13 protein-coding genes are annotated in these 18,110 nt (G+C 45.0%); 2 read left to right on the forward strand and 11 right to left on the reverse strand.

The annotated features are described in order from the left end of the window. Window positions 1–10: 10 nt before the first annotated feature. From EA408_13465 to EA408_13475, 3 genes are all read right to left on the reverse strand, one after another. Window positions 11–511 (reverse strand): XRE family transcriptional regulator, encoded by a 501-nt coding sequence (locus EA408_13465; GenBank protein ID TVR68530.1) that lies wholly within the window; start codon window positions 509–511, stop codon window positions 11–13. 489 nt (window positions 512–1,000) lie between these two features. Further along, the gene (locus tag EA408_13470) at window positions 1,001–4,090 is read right to left on the reverse strand and encodes an efflux RND transporter permease subunit (protein TVR68531.1); all 3,090 of its coding nucleotides are present in this window, start codon (window positions 4,088–4,090) and stop codon (window positions 1,001–1,003) included. Between the two features lie 37 nt (window positions 4,091–4,127). Next, entirely contained in the window at window positions 4,128–5,330 is a 1,203-nt protein-coding gene (locus tag EA408_13475) for an efflux RND transporter periplasmic adaptor subunit (GenBank protein TVR68532.1), read from the reverse strand. Window positions 5,331–5,362: 32 nt separating this feature from the next. Between EA408_13475 and EA408_13480 the strand changes: the two genes are divergently transcribed. Beyond that, window positions 5,363–7,690, forward strand: a complete 2,328-nt coding sequence (locus EA408_13480) for a glucosamine-6-phosphate isomerase (protein ID TVR68533.1) — start codon at window positions 5,363–5,365, stop codon at window positions 7,688–7,690. Between the two features lie 5 nt (window positions 7,691–7,695). Here the strand turns inward: EA408_13480 and EA408_13485 are convergent, their stop codons facing one another. The 4 genes from EA408_13485 to EA408_13500 are packed head-to-tail and all read right to left on the reverse strand — an operon-like array spanning window position 7,696 to window position 12,333. Then, a complete protein-coding gene (locus tag EA408_13485; GenBank protein TVR68534.1) occupies window positions 7,696–9,132 on the reverse strand; it encodes a TolC family protein in 1,437 nt (478 codons plus the stop codon). A gap of 37 nt (window positions 9,133–9,169) precedes the next feature. Continuing rightward, window positions 9,170–10,108 carry a DUF368 domain-containing protein gene (locus EA408_13490; GenBank protein ID TVR68535.1) on the reverse strand — a complete coding sequence of 313 codons (939 nt, stop codon included), beginning with the start codon at window positions 10,106–10,108 and terminating at the stop codon, window positions 9,170–9,172. A gap of 12 nt (window positions 10,109–10,120) precedes the next feature. Continuing rightward, entirely contained in the window at window positions 10,121–10,894 is a 774-nt protein-coding gene (locus EA408_13495; GenBank protein ID TVR68536.1) for a phosphosulfolactate synthase, read from the reverse strand. A gap of 5 nt (window positions 10,895–10,899) precedes the next feature. After that, window positions 10,900–12,333, reverse strand: a complete 1,434-nt coding sequence (locus tag EA408_13500; protein TVR68537.1) for a tetratricopeptide repeat protein — start codon at window positions 12,331–12,333, stop codon at window positions 10,900–10,902. Window positions 12,334–12,558: 225 nt separating this feature from the next. On the opposite strand from EA408_13500, the gene EA408_13505 reads away from it, so the two are divergent. Continuing rightward, complete coding sequence (locus tag EA408_13505; GenBank protein ID TVR68538.1) at window positions 12,559–13,461, forward strand: hypothetical protein; 903 nt, start codon at window positions 12,559–12,561, stop codon at window positions 13,459–13,461. A gap of 45 nt (window positions 13,462–13,506) precedes the next feature. Here EA408_13505 and EA408_13510 read toward each other — a convergent pair whose 3' ends face one another. The 4 genes from EA408_13510 to EA408_13525 form a co-directional block, all read right to left on the reverse strand. Beyond that, complete coding sequence (locus EA408_13510) at window positions 13,507–14,388, reverse strand: bifunctional 5,10-methylene-tetrahydrofolate dehydrogenase/5,10-methylene-tetrahydrofolate cyclohydrolase (GenBank protein TVR68539.1); 882 nt, start codon at window positions 14,386–14,388, stop codon at window positions 13,507–13,509. 43 nt (window positions 14,389–14,431) lie between these two features. Beyond that, window positions 14,432–15,766, reverse strand: coding sequence for a signal recognition particle protein (locus EA408_13515; protein TVR68540.1), 1,335 nt, complete (start codon window positions 15,764–15,766; stop codon window positions 14,432–14,434). Between the two features lie 175 nt (window positions 15,767–15,941). Further along, on the reverse strand, window positions 15,942–17,732 hold the full coding sequence (locus tag EA408_13520; GenBank protein TVR68541.1) for an arginine--tRNA ligase: 1,791 nt from the start codon (window positions 17,730–17,732) through the stop codon (window positions 15,942–15,944). Between the two features lie 132 nt (window positions 17,733–17,864). Further along, complete coding sequence (locus tag EA408_13525; protein TVR68542.1) at window positions 17,865–18,104, reverse strand: hypothetical protein; 240 nt, start codon at window positions 18,102–18,104, stop codon at window positions 17,865–17,867. Between the last annotated feature and the right edge of the window lie 6 nt (window positions 18,105–18,110).

Consider the following 18,110-nt stretch of genomic DNA (forward strand, 5'->3'; position numbering starts at 1 on the left):
CCAAAGATAATTATTTTGATTGTTCAGGTGAATATGAATTGAATGTATTATCACTGTAGAGTACCACGATCTTCTCTATTCGTTTCTTTCCATTCGCACCGGTAAAGTTCGTTTCTGAACCTAATTCACTTTTGTAATCTGTGGTTTCTTGAGATGAGGTTACATCTGTAACTTCGATGTAATTATTTTTTGCTTTATTATCTTCAAGCAGCTCATTGTCAATATCCTTTAACTTATCTTCATTATCAGCTTTAGTGGTTTCCTGGTTAATATCCGAGAACAGTTCACCTTGAACAAGGGACTGTTTATGCATCTGTCCTCTCCCAAGAATAAGCCATTCAGCATTAAGAGAAGGGTAATTACTCAATATTTTCTGGATGAAATCAAAACCAGGCTTGTTCCTCCCACTCAATATATGTGATATACTTGAGGGCTGGACGCCAATGACCTCAGCAAACCTGGCAGAGGAAAGCTGCTCACTGTTCATGAACTTTAATAACCTGTCCTTCATGTCATACAGATTTAGATGAACTCCAGTATACTTTTATACAAATGTAATTATAATTAAAGTTACATTCATAACCTTTACAACTTCACACTTGTAATTTAATATTAAGTGTTCCATATTAAAGTCATAATACTTCAATATGCTATATAACAATGCTATAAGTTAGTTGTGTTTTTGTTGGTGTTTAGTAATATGCTGATTAATAGTTATTTTTGGCATTCATATAAATAACTTAATTTATTACTTTATATATAAACTTTAATATGCTGGTATTTAATTATTTGTGATTGAATTAATGCTCTATTATTTACTTTTGTAATCGTTTATTAGTTTTTTATTGAACCAATTTTTCAAATAATTACTTTAATTCACTGGCATTATGTGCTATATAATATACTAGTATTACAATTGTGATTGCAAATATTTACTAAAAAACATTGTAAATACCCGGAAAATTGCCGTAAATAAAACAAGTTAGTTCAACTGAATGATTCAGGTAATCAGATCAGGGATTTTTATGTTTCCGGCAATCTCAGTAATATCCCGGCTGAATAATTTGTAAAGCACAGGAACCACCAGGAGCGTCAGAAATGTTGAAGCCAGCAGCCCACCTATTATTGTCCACCCCATAGGTGCCCATAACGTTCCTCCTATCAGTGTAAGTGGCAACAGGCCTCCGACAGTGGTCACAGATGTCAGAATAATTGGCAGGAACCTGGTTTTTCCGGCTTCAATAAGAGCCGTATCCATATCAAGTCCCTCCTCCCTCAGCCTGTTGGTGAAATCAACAAGTAAAATTGAATTGTTAATGACGATGCCTATCAGGCTTATCAACCCGATAAATGCGGTAAAGCTGAAGGTATACCCTGTAAGCAGGAGCATCCAGACCGACCCTATGACTGCAAGCGGGATTGCCGAAAATATTATAAGGGGCTGATAAAATGACCTGAACTGGAAAACAAGGACACCGAAAATTGAAATTACTGTAATCAGAACAGCTCTGCCCATACCACCAAAAGTTTCATCCCTGCTCTCCAGCTCTCCGGCTATATAGTAACCGTATCCTTCCGGAAAAGAATAATTATCGAGTTCATCCAGCAATGGCACCATTATATCGTCAAGGTTGTAGCCGGAACGTACATCGGCAATTACCGTTGCATTCCTGAGCATGTTGAACCTTGAAATCAGGCTGGGTTCAGTTAAAAACTCGACCGCTGCAAGCTGCCGGACCGGTATCTGGTTACCATTTAGAGAGGTGACAAATACCTTTTCGATATCGCCGACTTGCACCATTTCACCCTCAGGCAGCCTCATAACAATTTCATACTCTTTTCCGTCCTTGTCCCTGAACCTGGACACTTCAATACCGTTGACTGCCATCCTGATTGCCCTGTCAATGTCGTGTACCGGAACTCCCAAAATCCCGGCTTTCTCCCTGTTTATTATAAACCTCAGGTCCGTCTGCGATTTATCAAGTTGATTCTCCACATTGACCGCGCCTCTCTTTGATGCAACCATCTTTTCCACTTCCCTCGAAATACTCCGTAACACATCTACCCGCTCCCCGGTAATATAAATAACAACAGGTGCCTGCATGGGCACTCCCTGCTCAAATTCATGCAGGGTTATTTCAGCTCCGGGATATCTCCCGAATACATCTCTAAGCCAGTCAACCATCCGGGGAAACTCCCTGGGATCATATTCGTATAACTCTGCGTAGATCTCTGCAAAGTTCCTTGCGTGCTGCCGTGGGAAATGGTTGTAGTAGATTCGTGGATTACCTTTTCCTATATTGCTTGCATACAGTTTTATATCTGGCATTGTATCAAGTATGGCTTCAACCCATTTCACAGCCCGGTCAGTCCGCTCCAGGCTGCTTCCCTCCGGCATTTCAACCCGTATCATAAACTGCGGGGTTTCAGCTTTTGGAAAGAAACTGATGCCAACATACCTGAAGGCCCATGCCGAAGCTCCGAGTATTAACAAAACCACAAGCAGGGTCATGATCTCCCATTTCAGCACAAATTGGAGTGTTTTCCGGTATGGTCCCCTGACAACACGGTTGATAAGCCGCTCAAATAGCCTCCATGAGGTCTGCTTCTGTCCGGATATACCTGATTTGAAGATCCTGCTGGCCAGAAACGGTGAAAGAGTAAGAGTTATAAACAGCGAGACACTAAGCGTTGCTATAATAGTTACAGGCAGGCTCCTGATAAAATCACCGGCCTTGTCGGAAAGCATAATCAGCGGAATAAATGCCAGAATGGTTGTAAGGGTAGCAGAGGCTACCGGCCACCCGATCTCAGCCACGGCAGCAATAGCGGCATCCCTGGCTCCATACCCGTTCTTAAGGTAACGGTTCAGGTTCTCGACCATAACTATTGAATTATCAACAAGTAATCCTAGTGCAACAACCAGGGCCGCAATGGAAACCTGCTCGAGAGTAAAACCTGCCAGATCGACTATTCCAAGCCCGATTACTATCGAGAGTGGTATTGCAAGAATGACTATGAGGGATGACTTGATCCCTATGGCAAAAAACACCAGCACGCCTACCAGTAAAATCCCCTGGTATAAATTTATGAGAAATCCGTTTATTCTCCTCTCTACAGTATCAGACTGATCAAATACCTTCATCAGTTGGGCATTATGTCCCAGCCTGCTGCCGTATTCAAGAATCTGCCTGTCTATCTCGTCGGTTATCCTGAAAATATTGATATTCTCCTTCTGCTGTACCGAAAGAAATATTGCCCTGCTCCCCTTGTATCGTGCAAGATAGTTGTTGTCTTCATATTCGAAATCGACATCTGCGATATTTTCAAGATAAACGAGCTGTCCCATATAAGAGCCAACCACCGTACGTTTCAACTCTTCCGGATCGCTGTATGAACCACTAGTTCTCACCCCGAATGAACGATCTCCCAGGGAAACCGTACCCCCGGGAATATTGGCATTATTACTCTGAATGGCACCGACAACCTGGCCTATCGAAATATTCATTGCAGCCATCTTTTCAGTATGAATTGACACTCTCAGCTGCAGCGACGGAACAGCATGTATTTCGACCCTCTTAATCCCCGGAATAGTTTCAATTCGCCGTTTCAGTCCCACAGCCAGCCTGTCAAGTTCAGAAAATTCAGCGGTTTCAGAAATAAGTGCAAGCTGCATTATTGCAACATCCGTGCTGGTATATTCCAGCACTTCAAAATGGTGGAGATCATCGGGGAGCTCACCCTCAATCGCATTTATGGCAGAAACCATTTCATTGTACTTCTCACGGGCATCTGTGCCGTGCTCAAACTCAACACTTATTGTGGCCAATCCGTCCCGGAGAGTAGTATTTATCTTCCTGATATCATCTAATTCGTTCAAAGCTTCTTCTACCGGCAAAGCAATGAGGTTTTCCAGGTCGGCCGGGCCGGCACCCGGGTATATAAAGACCGCCATACCCCCGGAGATGTAAACTGCCGGATTTTCCATCCGCGGCATCGTAAAAAAAGAATAGGCACCACCTGCCAGCATCAGGACAAAAATGATAATTGTAAGCTGATAATTATCTATGAAAAAACGCGTTATTCGCATTTACCTTAACAATTGATTAAATTTATGCAATTCCCTCTTATTCGTATATGACTACCCGCTGTCCGTCGGATACAAAGGCGGCTCCTTCCCTGATTATTGTGTCACCCGGACTAACACCGCCGTTAACAAGCAGTTTATTCCCGGCTATAACTTCTATCGTGACTCTTTCCCTTACAGCAGTATTGCGTGTAAACCTGAATACAGTACCTTCCCTGCCGCTGGCCTCAAGAAGGGCTTCCGCAGGAATTTCTGTGTATTCATATGTACGGGAGGTAATTAAAGAGGCTTTGCCAATAAAGCCGGTCAGCAGCCTTTTATCATCGGATGAGACGGCCAGGCTTACTTCGAAAGTACCGGTATGAGGATTCGCCATCCCGGCAATTTCATAAATATGTGCATGAAATATATCGCCCGGGTAAGCATCAAAAGTGACCTCTGCATTATCACCTTCGTCAATATCCACTATATCCCTGTCAGTTACCGGAACTCTTAAAAGCCATTGGTCTTGCGATGATGCAAAAAGAAGAACCGGATGTCCCGGCGCAATGATCTCATCCTCTTCGGCCATAACTTTCATGATCTTACCGTCTGAAGGAGCTTTTATTATCGAGTGTTCAAGATTGAACTGTGCAATAACTTTTGCAGACTCGGCAATTTCAAGAGCTGTCCGGGCATTCTGATAATTTTCAAGGGTTGCTGCATTTTCTTCATACAGATTCTTCACTCTCTCAAAATCGCGTAGAGCTTTTTCATAGCCAAGCTCAGCCTGCCTCATATGAGAGCTTATCTCCGACATATTCAATGAGGCCATAATATCACCCCTATTTACAACCTGCCCTTCTCTTACTGAAATTAAATTTATTATACCTCCTGTTTTAAAGCTTAACTTCACCTCGGAGATTGGAGTCAGCCGACCGCTGGAATTAACTCTTTTGTTATATAATACCTCCCTGGCTACAGAAATCGTAACATTTGCAGTAAGTTCTTCAGCATCATGGTCGTCCTTAGGGACACATGCACAAAGCATGGCAACCGCGAATAAACTAATCTTCAATGGTTTAATTTTCATAATCACAACAAGGGTGAGAGTTAATTCAAAACATCCGGCTATTAAATATATAAAATTAATTATTCCCGCAGACTTATCGACTACCCTGAAATAAGACTTATTAAAAAAATATTTTATTAAGTGCCTGTAATTTTTATAATTCTGACTAAAAATGTGTAATTTCATCCGCATAAAACTTCTCTAACGTTTTAATTTGTACTGTTATGCAAAAATATGAGCTCTCATCAGTCGAACAGACATTTTCCAAGCAGGCCGGAATCAGGAATATCACCACAAAGATTCCTTACATTACTGTTGATAATTTCCCTAAACTTGGTTTGTTCACGGCTCTGCGCTTCATCGAATGGATATCTGAAAACCCGGAGGGTGTTATAAGCCTCCCCACTGGTAAAACACCGGAGTATTTCATAAAGTGGACAAAAAGGATTATTGATAACTGGGAGGAGAGCCAGATAAAAGAGCTAAGGAAATCGCACGGTCTTACCGCAAAGAAAAAACCTGGGTTCGATAAACTGCATTTTGTACAGATAGATGAGTTCTATCCAATAAGATCAACTCAGCACAATAGCTTCTACCATTATGTTAATGAATACTATATCAAGGGATTTGGACTGAACCCTGATAGGGCGCTCCTGATAAACTCAGACACTATCCCGCTTCCCGGAGGCAAGCATTTCACTGAGATCTTTCCCGATAATATTGTGGACCTTTCATTGAGATACAAGGAGGCCAGGACCGCCTTTGAAGCCATGCAGCAAAAGGCTGTGTTTGCTATTGATGACTGGTGTACCAGGTACGAAAAGGCTATAAAGGATAAAGGAGGTATTGGCTTTTTCCTGGGAGGGATTGGTCCGGACGGACATATAGCATTCAACACACGTGGTTCCGACCACCATTCAACCACAAGGCTTACAGCTACTAATTTTGAGACCCAGGCAGTTGCCGCCGGTGACCTTGGTGGTATCGAGGTGTCAAGGAACAGGCTGGTAATAACTGTCGGACTCCGAACCATTACGCAAAATCCCGATGCCGTAGCAATCATCTTTGCTGCCGGAGAGGCCAAGGCCCCGGTGGTTAAGGATGCTCTTGAAAAGGATAAATCGAATATATACCCCTCGACAGCCCTTCACGATCTCAGGAATTCCCGCTTCTACCTTACCACTGGCGCAGCTTCTATGCTGGAAGATAAGGTTGAGCTCTTTTACAGGACAGGCGGCTGGACCCATGAGAAAACCGAAAGAGCTGTAATAGATCTGTGCAAAAAGCTTGGACGCTACGGCCATCATTTAACGGTTGATGATCTTAAAAAAGACAAGTATTGCAGCCAGATCCCCGGCCTTAACAACAATACTGTCAAAACCGTTATCGGATCTATAAACGACAAGATAAGCAGAGGCATGGATAACGAGAACAACCAGGTTTATTATCATACCGGACCTCACCATGATGACATAATGCTCGGCATATTGCCCCACATACACAGGCTTCTCAGAAACGAAAACAATACAGCATATTTCTCAGTACTAACCTCAGGATTTACCGCTGTTACAAACAGTTTCCTTCGCGATGCCCTCGAAGACACCAAACAATTCCTTAACGAAGGCCTTATCCAGATGATTGAGTATCCTGACTTTTTCGAGATGGGGTATGGCCTGAAATGGGACAAGGATGTATATCACTTCCTGAACAAGGTAGCTTCGGGTGAACCATTTGAAAGGAGAAGGGGACTGGCTCACAGGATTGTAAGGTCGCTTGTTGTAATATACAAGCTAAAGGACAGAGAGGAGTTGCGTAATTGCATAGATGACATCCTCTCAATCCTCCGCAGAAGTTATGATGGAGAAAAGAATCACCCTGACATACAGACGCTTAAGGGCATGATCAGGGAGTTTGAAGAAGAACTGGTTTGGGCCCATTTCGGAGTACAGGTTAAAAATGTTCATCATCTCAGGCTTGGTTTCTATACAGGAGATGTGTTTACCGCCCAGCCAGAAAGAGACAGGGATGTTAAACCGATTCTTGAAAAGCTCAAAAAGATCAATCCCTCGGTTATCAGCCTGGCATTTGATCCCGAGGGAAGCGGCCCCGACACCCACTATAAAGTACTCCAGGCGATTGCTGATGCCGTAAGATTGTGGGAAAAGGAAACTGACCTGTCTGCCCTGAGAATATGGGGATACAGGAATGTCTGGTACAAATTCCACCCGGCAGAGGCTAATGTAATTGTTCCTGTATCGCTGAATGCAATGGCGGTTCTGGAAGATTCATTCACCAACTGCTATCTCAGCCAGGTTGACGCATCATTTCCAAGCTATCAGCACGATGGCAAGTTCAGTGAACTGACAAAAAACACCTGGGTTGACCAGCTGAAGACAATACAGCTGCTGCTGGGCAAGAACTGGTTTTACCAGAGCCCGAGTCCGCGCATCAGGTCAACACATGGAATGCTCTATTTTAAAGAGATGACCGTCAGTGAATTCCTTGAAAGCGCAAGAGAACTGGAAAAATCAATGGAAGGCATAACTTTGTAAGGACCTCATTCAAAAACATACAGGGCAGCGACCCTTTCATATTCAGCGTAACCGGAGAAGAATTCGTACCTGCAGATAGCCAGGTTTATTTCTGCATTTGTCATACCTGTGCGTGCATCAATATACTCAATCAGCTGCGCCTCGCCGGCTGCATATCTTTTTTCAGTTATCCGGAATGCTGAAGTGGCAGATTTCAGTCGTGCTTCGGCAGCATCAACAGCCTTCGCCGATGCCTCGAGATCATACCATGCGTTTATAACCTGGAGGTTTAGCTTCTCTTCTGTCTCCCTGTGGATCAACCCGGCTATATTACTCCGTATCTTTGCCTGCTGGATTGAAGCACGGTTCTGGAATCCTTCAAAAAGAGGCCAGCTGAGAACAATTGATGCCAGCATGAAATCATCATCCCTGCCAAATGAATAGGTAGTACCCAGCAGGCCATACTCGACGACAGCTGTTAATCTCGGATACCTGTTCGATTGCACAAGCCTTTCATAATCAGAGGCCAGATCTATCATCCGCCCCGTTCGTGCAAGTTCCTCACGGTCTTCTGCACCTGACATCCTTTCTGCCTGAGGTTTTATAACTAAGTCCCTGTAATATAGCGCACTCATCTCTATAGGGGTGTCAGCAGAACGATTTAAAAGGAAATTGAACCATGCAGCAGCAGTTTTCCGCTTACCTGCTGCATCGGCACGTTGCTGCAGGGCTGCAGATATCTCTGCCTGCGATCTGTATAAGTAATCATCAGTCACCATGTCGTTTGCAGCGAGCAGACCGGTAACGCGCAGGTTCTCATTAAGAAGTTCAATGGTTTCTTCAATTATCCTCTCAACTTTGCCCGATTTCAGGTAATTGAAATAGGCTTTTTTGATCTCGGCAACAAGAGCTCTTCTGTATATTTCGACATCAATATGCCCGATTTCCGTTTCATGCTCCCTGATCCTTCGGTTATACCATATTTCAGGATTAACCAGCGGCTGAACGACCCTGAATTTGGTCTCCTGTTCTCTTGGTCTGTAAAAATAGAAATATTCGTTATCGATGTCCGGAAAATCCGCTGTACCGGTAAGCATATTCAATGTTGAATAAACCGGATTCAGGAGGTCTCCAACCGGGAGCTCTATAACCCGTCCACCCCTGGCCAGGGTATACCGCATATTGAAGCTCAGCGCAGGATAGAAAAGTCCCCTTGCTTCATTCAGAAGCTCGAGGCTCAATTTATAGTTCTCCCTTTTTTGCTGCAGGGCAAGATTGTTTTCCAGGCCGTGCCTTATGTAATAATCAAGAATATCTGCATCATCAGCTCCTGCATGCTCATTATGCCCGGCATAGTACTCATCAGACAGAGGCCGGCAATCCACCCCGATACTATTCCCGGAAGTGACAGCAATATTTAAACTAAAAATCAATATAATAAACCCTAACAAACTTAATAACATAACACTAAGGTTTTATATATTTCCTGCAAATCACCCTCTACAGTCTTTTCTCAGCGATCCTTTCAATGATCCATATTGTCAGAAGGCCTGCTAAGATCAATAACAATGAAGTCAATACTTCTGCAGAGACAGATTCCGGAATATACCTGCTATAGTTTTCAATCACAGGAGTCCCGTCAGTCCGCGTCACAAGGTTCCCCATATCATCGGTCCTGTATATGGGATTTTTCCATGGCCATAAAATAAAGAGTGATCCGGCAATAAAGCCCGTAAGCGCCCCGAGGGTCTGATCCCTGAATTTCCCGAAAATCCAGGACAGGAAATGCGAAAATGCAAGAAGTCCTGTCACAATTCCCGCCAGTACAGGCAGCAGGATATCTGCTCTTAGTTCATTAACAGCCTCTATAGCAACAAGTTCATAATTCCCCATAAGTATCAGGATAAATGAACCTGACAAGCCGGGCAGGATCATGGAACACACAGCTACCATACCGCATAAGATGAGATAGAAGATATTCTCACTTCCTTCAGCCGGACTCATACCTGATATCCAGACAGCCGTTGAAGTCCCCGCCACAAAAAGCACGAATACGGAAACCGTCCACTTTTCAGTTCTTTTGCCCACAAAATATACAGATGCCAGGATCAATCCGAAAAAATAGGACCAGACGTAAACAGGGAAGTTGGCAAACAGATAGCCCAGAATCCTTGCCAGGGTAAAAACGCTGAGTACTGCGCCTGAAAAGACTGCAACAAGAAACCAGAAGTTTATCCTGTCTGCAAACGATATGAATTTACCCTTCAGCAGAAGTCCGATTGCAATATGATCTATTGACCTGACAGAATGAATAAGCCTTTCAAACACTCCCGTTATAAGTGCAATGGTACCCCCCGATACACCCGGAATAACATTTGCAGCCCCCATCGCAAAACCTTTCATGGTCAGAATGAGGTATTCCTTTAAGCTGTTTATCATGAACGACTGATTTTACCTTCCGGGAGTTCCTCCTGTGAAGTCAGTGAGGGTATCGCCCCTGAGGCCAAGCCTCAGGGCCTCCATGGCAAATACCTCGTCTGGAGCAATATTACCAAGGTTAACATTGGCGCCCAGCATCTTAATAAAATATACCTGCTGATTCTTAACCGGAGCTTCCCAGATTACATTTGCCGGATCAATATTGCCGGTTATATCATTTATAAGTCCGGTATTAGCAGAGCCATCGGCATTGTATATACCAACAGTACCGCTTTCACGGGCTTCGGCAATTACCTTCCATGAGCCCGCCATGATCTCGGTCTGCATCATTGAGACCCAGCTTTCAACCGGGATAACCACTCCTGATATTTTTGATCCCACCTCAGAAAGCACCTGGAAGTCATTTGCCAGAATCCTGATACATTCGAGCTTTTTATCATGTTCAATAGTCACCGTACCATCTGACACCTCGACCAGGTCGAGCCTGTAACGGCTGACAAACTTCCTGAATTCATCAAACATCCCCCGCATGTAAAATATTTCGAACAAGGTGCCGCCGAAATAGGGCCTTATTCCTCCCTGGCGGTAAACATCCAGCTTCTCCTCAAGGTTTCTGGTAATGAGTGCAGTGCCAAAACCAAGCTTCACAAAATCGGTAAACTCACCCGATGTTTTAACAAATTCAGAAGCCTGAAAAACACTCAGCCCCTTATCCATCATCATGGTAATACCGTACTCTCTTGGCTTTGACAACCTGCTGGGTATATGGGGTATGTTATAGTTCATATAAACTATTTATCTAATTGTTCGCCGGAGTTCCCTTTAGACTCCCCCATGACCCTGATCACTGTCTTGTGCCGGACTGCCGGAGGATACCATTCATAAAAGTCCTTATGCATTTCATAATTCAGAGAAAGGGCGATACGGAGGAAGTGCCCGGCCAGGCTGTTATTTCGTAACATCAGGTATAATGCGGCCAGCCTGTAGCTGATATCTGGCGAATCAGGATTGAGGATGACTGCCTCCCTGAGTATTTCAACAGCACCGTCATAATCATTCATCTCCCTGAAAACCTCCGATAGATGAAGCCATGATTCAAGATCGCCGGAGTCAATTTCAACAGCCTTCCGGTAAGCGGCAACTGCATCTTTCCTGTTTCCCATCTTTAAATGCACATTACCAGAAGCAAACCAGTATTCGGAGTTGTCAGGAAATAGCTCTATGGCTTTTTTGATTCCGGTCAGGCTTGCATCGAAATCCCCGGTAGCAAACATCACCATGCCTATCCCGAACCATGCATCCGGGTAACCATTGTTGATCCCGATCGTTTTATGATAATAATCCAGGGCATTATCCCACTGTTCAAGTTTTTCATAACACTCCCCTATATAACAGGTGACCTGTTCGTTGTCGTTCTCAATGTGAAGGAGTCTGAGGTATACTTCGATTGCTGCCCTGTGCCTTCCGCTGTTTGCAAGCGTGTTGGCCTTGTTGAACCAGGCCGAGGCAAATTCATCATCCAGTGCAATTGCAAAATCATAAGCTTCAATGGCCTTGTCATATTCATCAATGCCATTATAAAGCACCCCAAGGTTATACCATACATTTTCGGAGAAGGGATCCATATCAAGGTACTTGTTATAGTACTCTGCGGCAGTGGCAGGGCTGCCTGTCCTTTCAAAGCAATAGGCGATATCGTAAATAATTGAAAGGTTGTCAGGCTCCAGCTCATACGCCCTCAGAAGAAAGGAGAGTGCAGATTCAAAGTCATTTTTCTGTTCAAAAACTACGGATATATTATAAATAAGCCCTGCCTTGCCATCATCCGTCAGCGCAATTGCCCTGTCAAACTGGCTGATAGACTCCTCTTTCATACCGGCAAGATTTAACGAAACACCTTTGGTAAAAAAAACCTCAGGATTATTCAGTTCAATTCTTTCCAGTGCTTTTAATATGTTCAGTGCCTCATGGGGCCTCGACTTCTCATTCAGAACCATGGCCTTTTTAAGCTGAAGCGGAGTCGATGACGGATGCTGCCTGAGTGAGTGCTGCACGGCACTGAATGCCCTGTTGTGTCTTCCGGCATTCAAATAATGCTCGATAATCTCCTCAAATTCATCAACATCAAAGTAGCAGCGTTCCCTGCCCGATATCATTCCCTCATACCTGGAGACCAATTCCTTTATACTGCTGTCGCTGTAATAATGCTCCCTGTCATCACTCATTACAGGATATGTTTAATTAATTTCTGTGCAGTGCAAAAGTAGCAATTTAATATTGTCTTATTATCAAATGTACTTTCAAAACATAAACAACCTGTAACCCCGGAATATTTTTTTTTAACAACTAATGAACATGGAGTCAAAAAACTGACTATATTTGCTTTATCTTTTAATTTATATTAATTTGCATCTGAAAAGAGCCGGGAACAATCATTAAATTATATCACAATGGAAAATTACAGGGAGAAACGCCTTGAGCGCCAGCTCAAATCTCAGCAAAGTACGAGCATCGTTATTGCAGTGATCCTGCTGCTCTCAATACTGGGCAACGTATTCCTTTTTGTTCGCAACAGCACCATGAACAACCAGAATGAGGAGCTGGACAGGCAGCTTACGGCGATGACAACCGAAAAAGAGGCAGTCGAACAGGCCAATGCCCAGCTGAAGGCAGATATCAATGACCTCAACAATCAGATCAATGTAGTAAGAGAGAGTGCGGCCGCTCTCGAGGCTGAGATCAACACACGGGATTCCCGTATAGCAAGGCTGCGAAACCAGGTAGCAGAAATAGACCAGTTGCGCCAGCAGGTGGCCGAACTTGAATCCCTCAGGGAAGAATTCAGCAGGCTTGAAGAGGAGAGGCAGCAGCTTATGGAAGATCTTCAGCAGTTGAATGAAAAGCTTGCTGAAATGGAGACCAGGCACCAGGCACTCCTGGCAAGGGTTGAGGAGGCAACCTACCTGAAGGCCTATAATGTGTGTGTATTCAACCTGAGGGACAGGTGGCTGGGAAGACCGGTAACCATGGAGCTTGCAAGAAGGGTAAACCGTACAATCGTCAGTTTTGAGATAAACGGAAACATCCTTGTAGAGCCCGGACAGAAAGAGATACATCTTATACTGACCGATCCGGCAGGCAATGTGGTTAACGGCACACAGGAAACTTTCATGATCTCCGGATCAGGCAACACGAGCCAGTATACCAAATTCAGTACCATCGAGTACAACAGGCAATCGGTGCCCCTTAACTACACCATCGTGCATGAGGACAGGCTTGATTCAGGGACATTCCTCATGGAGGTTTATATTGACGGGGTGTTGTCAGGTGGAAAGGAATTCAGCCTTGAATAAAGGGATATTATCACCCTAAGGTCAAATAAAAAGAAAATGCATTCCCTAGCTGCCGGTATTTGCCACGGCAGCTTTTAATGTATTTGTAAGCAGTGCAACTATTGTCATCGGTCCCACTCCACCTGGTACCGGTGTAATATGGCTGCATTTTGGAGCTACCTCATCGAACATTACATCACCAATCAGTTTCCAGCCTGATTTGGTTTTATCCGATTTCACCCTTGAAATACCTACATCAATAACAACGGCTCCCTCCTTTACCATGTTACCTGTTACGAATTGGGGCCTGCCGAGCGCTGCCACAAGAATGTCAGCCTGGCGGCAGATATCCTCAAGGTTCCTGGTTCTGCTGTGGCAGATAGTAACCGTTGCATCGCCCGGATAGCCTTTATGAGACATCAGAGCAGCCAGGGGCTTGCCAACTATATTGCTCCTGCCTATTATAACACAGTGTTTCCCTGATGTCACTATCTCATATCTTTTCAGAAGCTCCAGTATGCCGTATGGTGTAGCGGATAGAAATGCGGGACGGCCAATAAACATTTTACCAACATTAACCGGATGGAACCCGTCAACATCCTTTTCAGCACTGATCCTTTCAATAACCCTCTGCTCAGGAATATGACCGGGTAGCGGAAGCTGCACAATCATTCCATCTATATCGGTATTGCTGTTTATCTCATCTATTTTTTCAAGGAGCATGTCTTCCGTTGTCTGTTCTTCAAGCCTTATGACAGTACTTCTGAAACCAACTTCATCGCACGCCCTGGCCTTATGCGCCACATAAGTTTCGCTGGCCCCGTCGTTTCCTACAATAACAGCAGCAAGATGCGGGATCTTCCCTCCCGATTTCCTGATCTTTTGAACCTCTGCAGCAATCTCTTTCTTTATCTGCCCCCCAACTTTCTTGCCGTCAAGTAATATCATGATACATAGTTTTTTAAATGAGCAGGTTGCAATTCCTGCAGATCTACCGTCCCATTGCCGGCATCCCCTTCATCATCCTGCCGGCTTTCTTGCCGCTTGTCATCATTTTCATCATCTTCCGGGTTTCATCAAATTGTTTGATCAGGCGGTTCACTTCCTGGATTGTGGTCCCGCTGCCGTCAGCTATTCTTTTTCTGCGGCTTCCGTTGATTATAACCGGATCATTCCTCTCCTCGGGGGTCATCGACCTGATTATGGCCTCAATCCCCTTGAAGGCGTCATCGTCAATATCAAGATTCTTCATTGCCTTGCCCACACCGGGAATCATCGATGCCAGCTCCTTCAGGTTTCCCATCTTCTTGATCTGCTGTATCTGGGCTATAAAATCGTCGAAGTTGAACTGGTTTTTAGCAATCTTTTTATGCAGCTTACGCGATTCCTCCTCGTCAAACTGCTCCTGCGCCCTCTCCACCAGGGTAACAATATCGCCCATTCCCAGGATCCTGTCAGCCATCCTCTCGGGATGGAAAACATCAATGGCATCAAGTTTCTCGCCCGTACCGATAAACTTGATCGGCTTGTCAACAACCGATCTTATCGAAAGGGCCGCACCACCTCTTGTATCACCATCAAGCTTGGTCAGCACCACTCCGTCGAAATCAAGCCGGTCATTGAATGCTTTGGCAGTGTTCACTGCATCCTGTCCCGTCATAGAATCAACCACAAAGAGAATTTCGTGCGGATCAACAGCCTTCTTTATATCGGCTATCTCGTTCATCATCTGCTCATCAACAGCAAGACGCCCGGCGGTATCTATTATTACAAGATTGTGGCCCTGCATACGGGCATGCTTAATTGCCGCCCTTACTATTTTAACCGGCTGCATGTTCCCTTCTTCAGTATATACAGGAACCTCAGCCTGTTCGCCGATGATCTTAAGCTGCTCAATTGCAGCAGGCCGGTATACGTCACCCGCAACGAGGAGCGGGTTCTTCCCCTTTTTCGTCTTCAGGAACCGGGCAAGTTTTCCTGAAAAGGTAGTTTTTCCCGATCCCTGAAGGCCCGCAACAAGAACAACTGCCGGGTTGGCCTTGATATTCAGATCTTCCATCTTACCGCCCATGAGAGCAGCAAGCTCGTCATGCACAATCTTAACGAGCATCTCACCGGGCTTTAAGGATGTCAGCACGTTCTGACCCATTGCCTTTTCCTTGACCGTATCGGTAAAGTTCTTGGCAATTTTGTAGTTAACGTCGGCATCAAGCAGCGCCCTCCTGACCTCCTTCAGCGTCTCGGCAACATTGATCTCAGAGATGTAGCCCTCGCCCTTTAGCAGTTTGAATGAGCGTTCAAGTTTATCGGTTAGGTTTTCAAACATTTTATTAAAAAATTTATCCTTTAGTCATGCAAAATTAATCAATAGAACAGCCAACACCAACTTTGATCCTCCGGCTATTATTGTGCCTTCCAATTCAGGCGCCAGGGGGCTGCATCATTACTATGATTTCCCTTCCGGGGAATATAACGCCATTCCCCTGCGCCTGACCTGGTGATTACATCTTATCAGGCACGTCGATCCCCAGCAGGCCCATTCCCGTTTTGATAACGTTTCCGGCGAGCAGGGAGACCATGAGTCTGAATTTTCTCACCCCCGGGTCAGCCTCCCTTATTACCGGGTGATCGTGATAGAACTGGTTATATTCTTTGGCAAGGTCATATACCAGATTTGCTATCAGGGCGGGACTGCAGTTTCTACCGGCCTCTGACAGAATACCAGGAAACTCATGCAGCAGTGTGATCACCCGCACCTCCTTATCTGTCAGCGTTATATTCAAATCATTACCCGGAGCCGGTTTAATACCCTGCTCCTCTGCCTTTTTCAGCAACGAACATATCCTCGCATGCGTGTACTGTATAAACGGCCCTGTGTTACCATTGAAATCGATAGACTCCTCAGGGTTGAAGATCATGTTTTTCTTCGGGTCCACCTTGAGGATGAAATACTTCAGGGCCCCCATCCCGATCTTCCTCACGATCTCCTCCTTCTCATCTTCTGACAGGCCTTCAAGCTTGCCCAGTTCGGCAGACAGCCTGCCGGCGGTCTCGATCATCTGGTCAATCAGGTTATCGGCATCAACCACCTTGCCTTCCCTTGATTTCATTTTTCCGGATGGCAGTTCGACCATCCCGTATGATATATGATGCAGCGACCCGGCCCATTCATAGCCAAGTTCATCAAGTATAAGCGAAAGAACCTTGAAATGGTAGTCCTGCTCATTGCCCACGACATAATACATTGTTCCGGCATTGAATTCCTTCTGCCTTATCACAGCAGTGCCAAGATCCTGGGTCATATATACAGATGTGCCATCAGATCTGAGCAGAAGCTTCTCATCAAGTCCGCGCTCCCTCAGATCGGCCCATACGGAACCATCCTCTCTTCTGTTCAGTTTTCCTTTATCAAGCCCCTCTTCCACAATTTTCTTACCAGTATGATAGGTGTCTGATTCATAATAGATCTTATCGAACGATACTCCCAGCCTTTTGTAGGTCACATCAAAACCTTCATAAACCCAGCCGTTCATTTTTTCCCAGAGACCGCAGACCCCAGGATCACCGGCTTCCCATTTCCTGAGCATTTCTCTTGCCTCGGCCATCAACGGAGCCTCTATCATCGCACGGTCCCTGCTCATGCCACCTGCAACAAGCTCATCAACCTCTTTGCGGTATTCAGTCTCAAAAAGAACATACATGTCGCCCACAAAATGGTCGCCCTTTTTACCAGCTTCAGCGGGAGTCCGGTTTTCACCCCACTTCACCCATGCCAGCATGGTTTTGCAGATATGAATTCCCCTGTCATTGACAAGGTTAACCTTTTTCACATTCTTACCGGTGGCCTCAAGTATAAGCGATATACTGCAGCCCAGGAGGTTGTTCCTTATGTGTCCGAGATGCAGCGGCTTGTTGGTGTTGGGAGAAGAGAACTCCACCAGGACTGTTTCACTTTCACCTGTCTTCTCAGAGATCCCGTATTTTTCATCAGCTGCTGCCTCTGAAACAAAGCCTGTCCAGTAAGAATACTCAACCACGAGGTTCAGAAACCCTTTGATCACATTGAAATCCTGTATCTGTGGCAATTGTCTAAGGTAATTACCAAGCTCCTCCCCGGCCTCGGCAGGGGATTTCTTCATTAAACGAATAAGGGGAAACACCACAAGAGTGATGTCTCCCCTGAACTCCTTACGGGTTTTCTGTATCTGGACCAGTGACGGGTCCGGTTTCGGCAGACCGTTTTCTTTGAAGAACCGGCTTACAGCGCCGGCAACTATCGTTTCAATTCTCATAAACTGGCAGGGATCTTTGTTTCTGTTCCAAAAAGTGCAAATATAGAAATAATAGATATTAGTTCAGCACCTACTTTCCGGATCCCTGCCAGGCCGGATTACCGGTGCCGGGCTCTCTCCCGGCTGTTATTTTCAGCAGATTTTCTTTACTGACATGAATAGCTTCAGATCTTCCTTGCAGTCATTGAAACTGTTTATGGTCCAGCTTTCCAGATCTGTCATCCAGTCCTCCAGAACATTATCAGCTTCGTATGCAGCTTCGAAAGAGTAAACATTCCATGTTGCCAGATCTGTCATCCAGTCTTCCAGTACATTATCAGCCTCGTATGAAGCTTCGAAAGAGTAGACATTCCATGCTGTCAGGTCTGTCATCCAGTC

It is taken from the genome of Marinilabiliales bacterium (genome assembly GCA_007695015.1).
In the GTDB taxonomy this organism is placed as follows: Bacteria; Bacteroidota; Bacteroidia; order Bacteroidales; family PUMT01; genus PXAP01.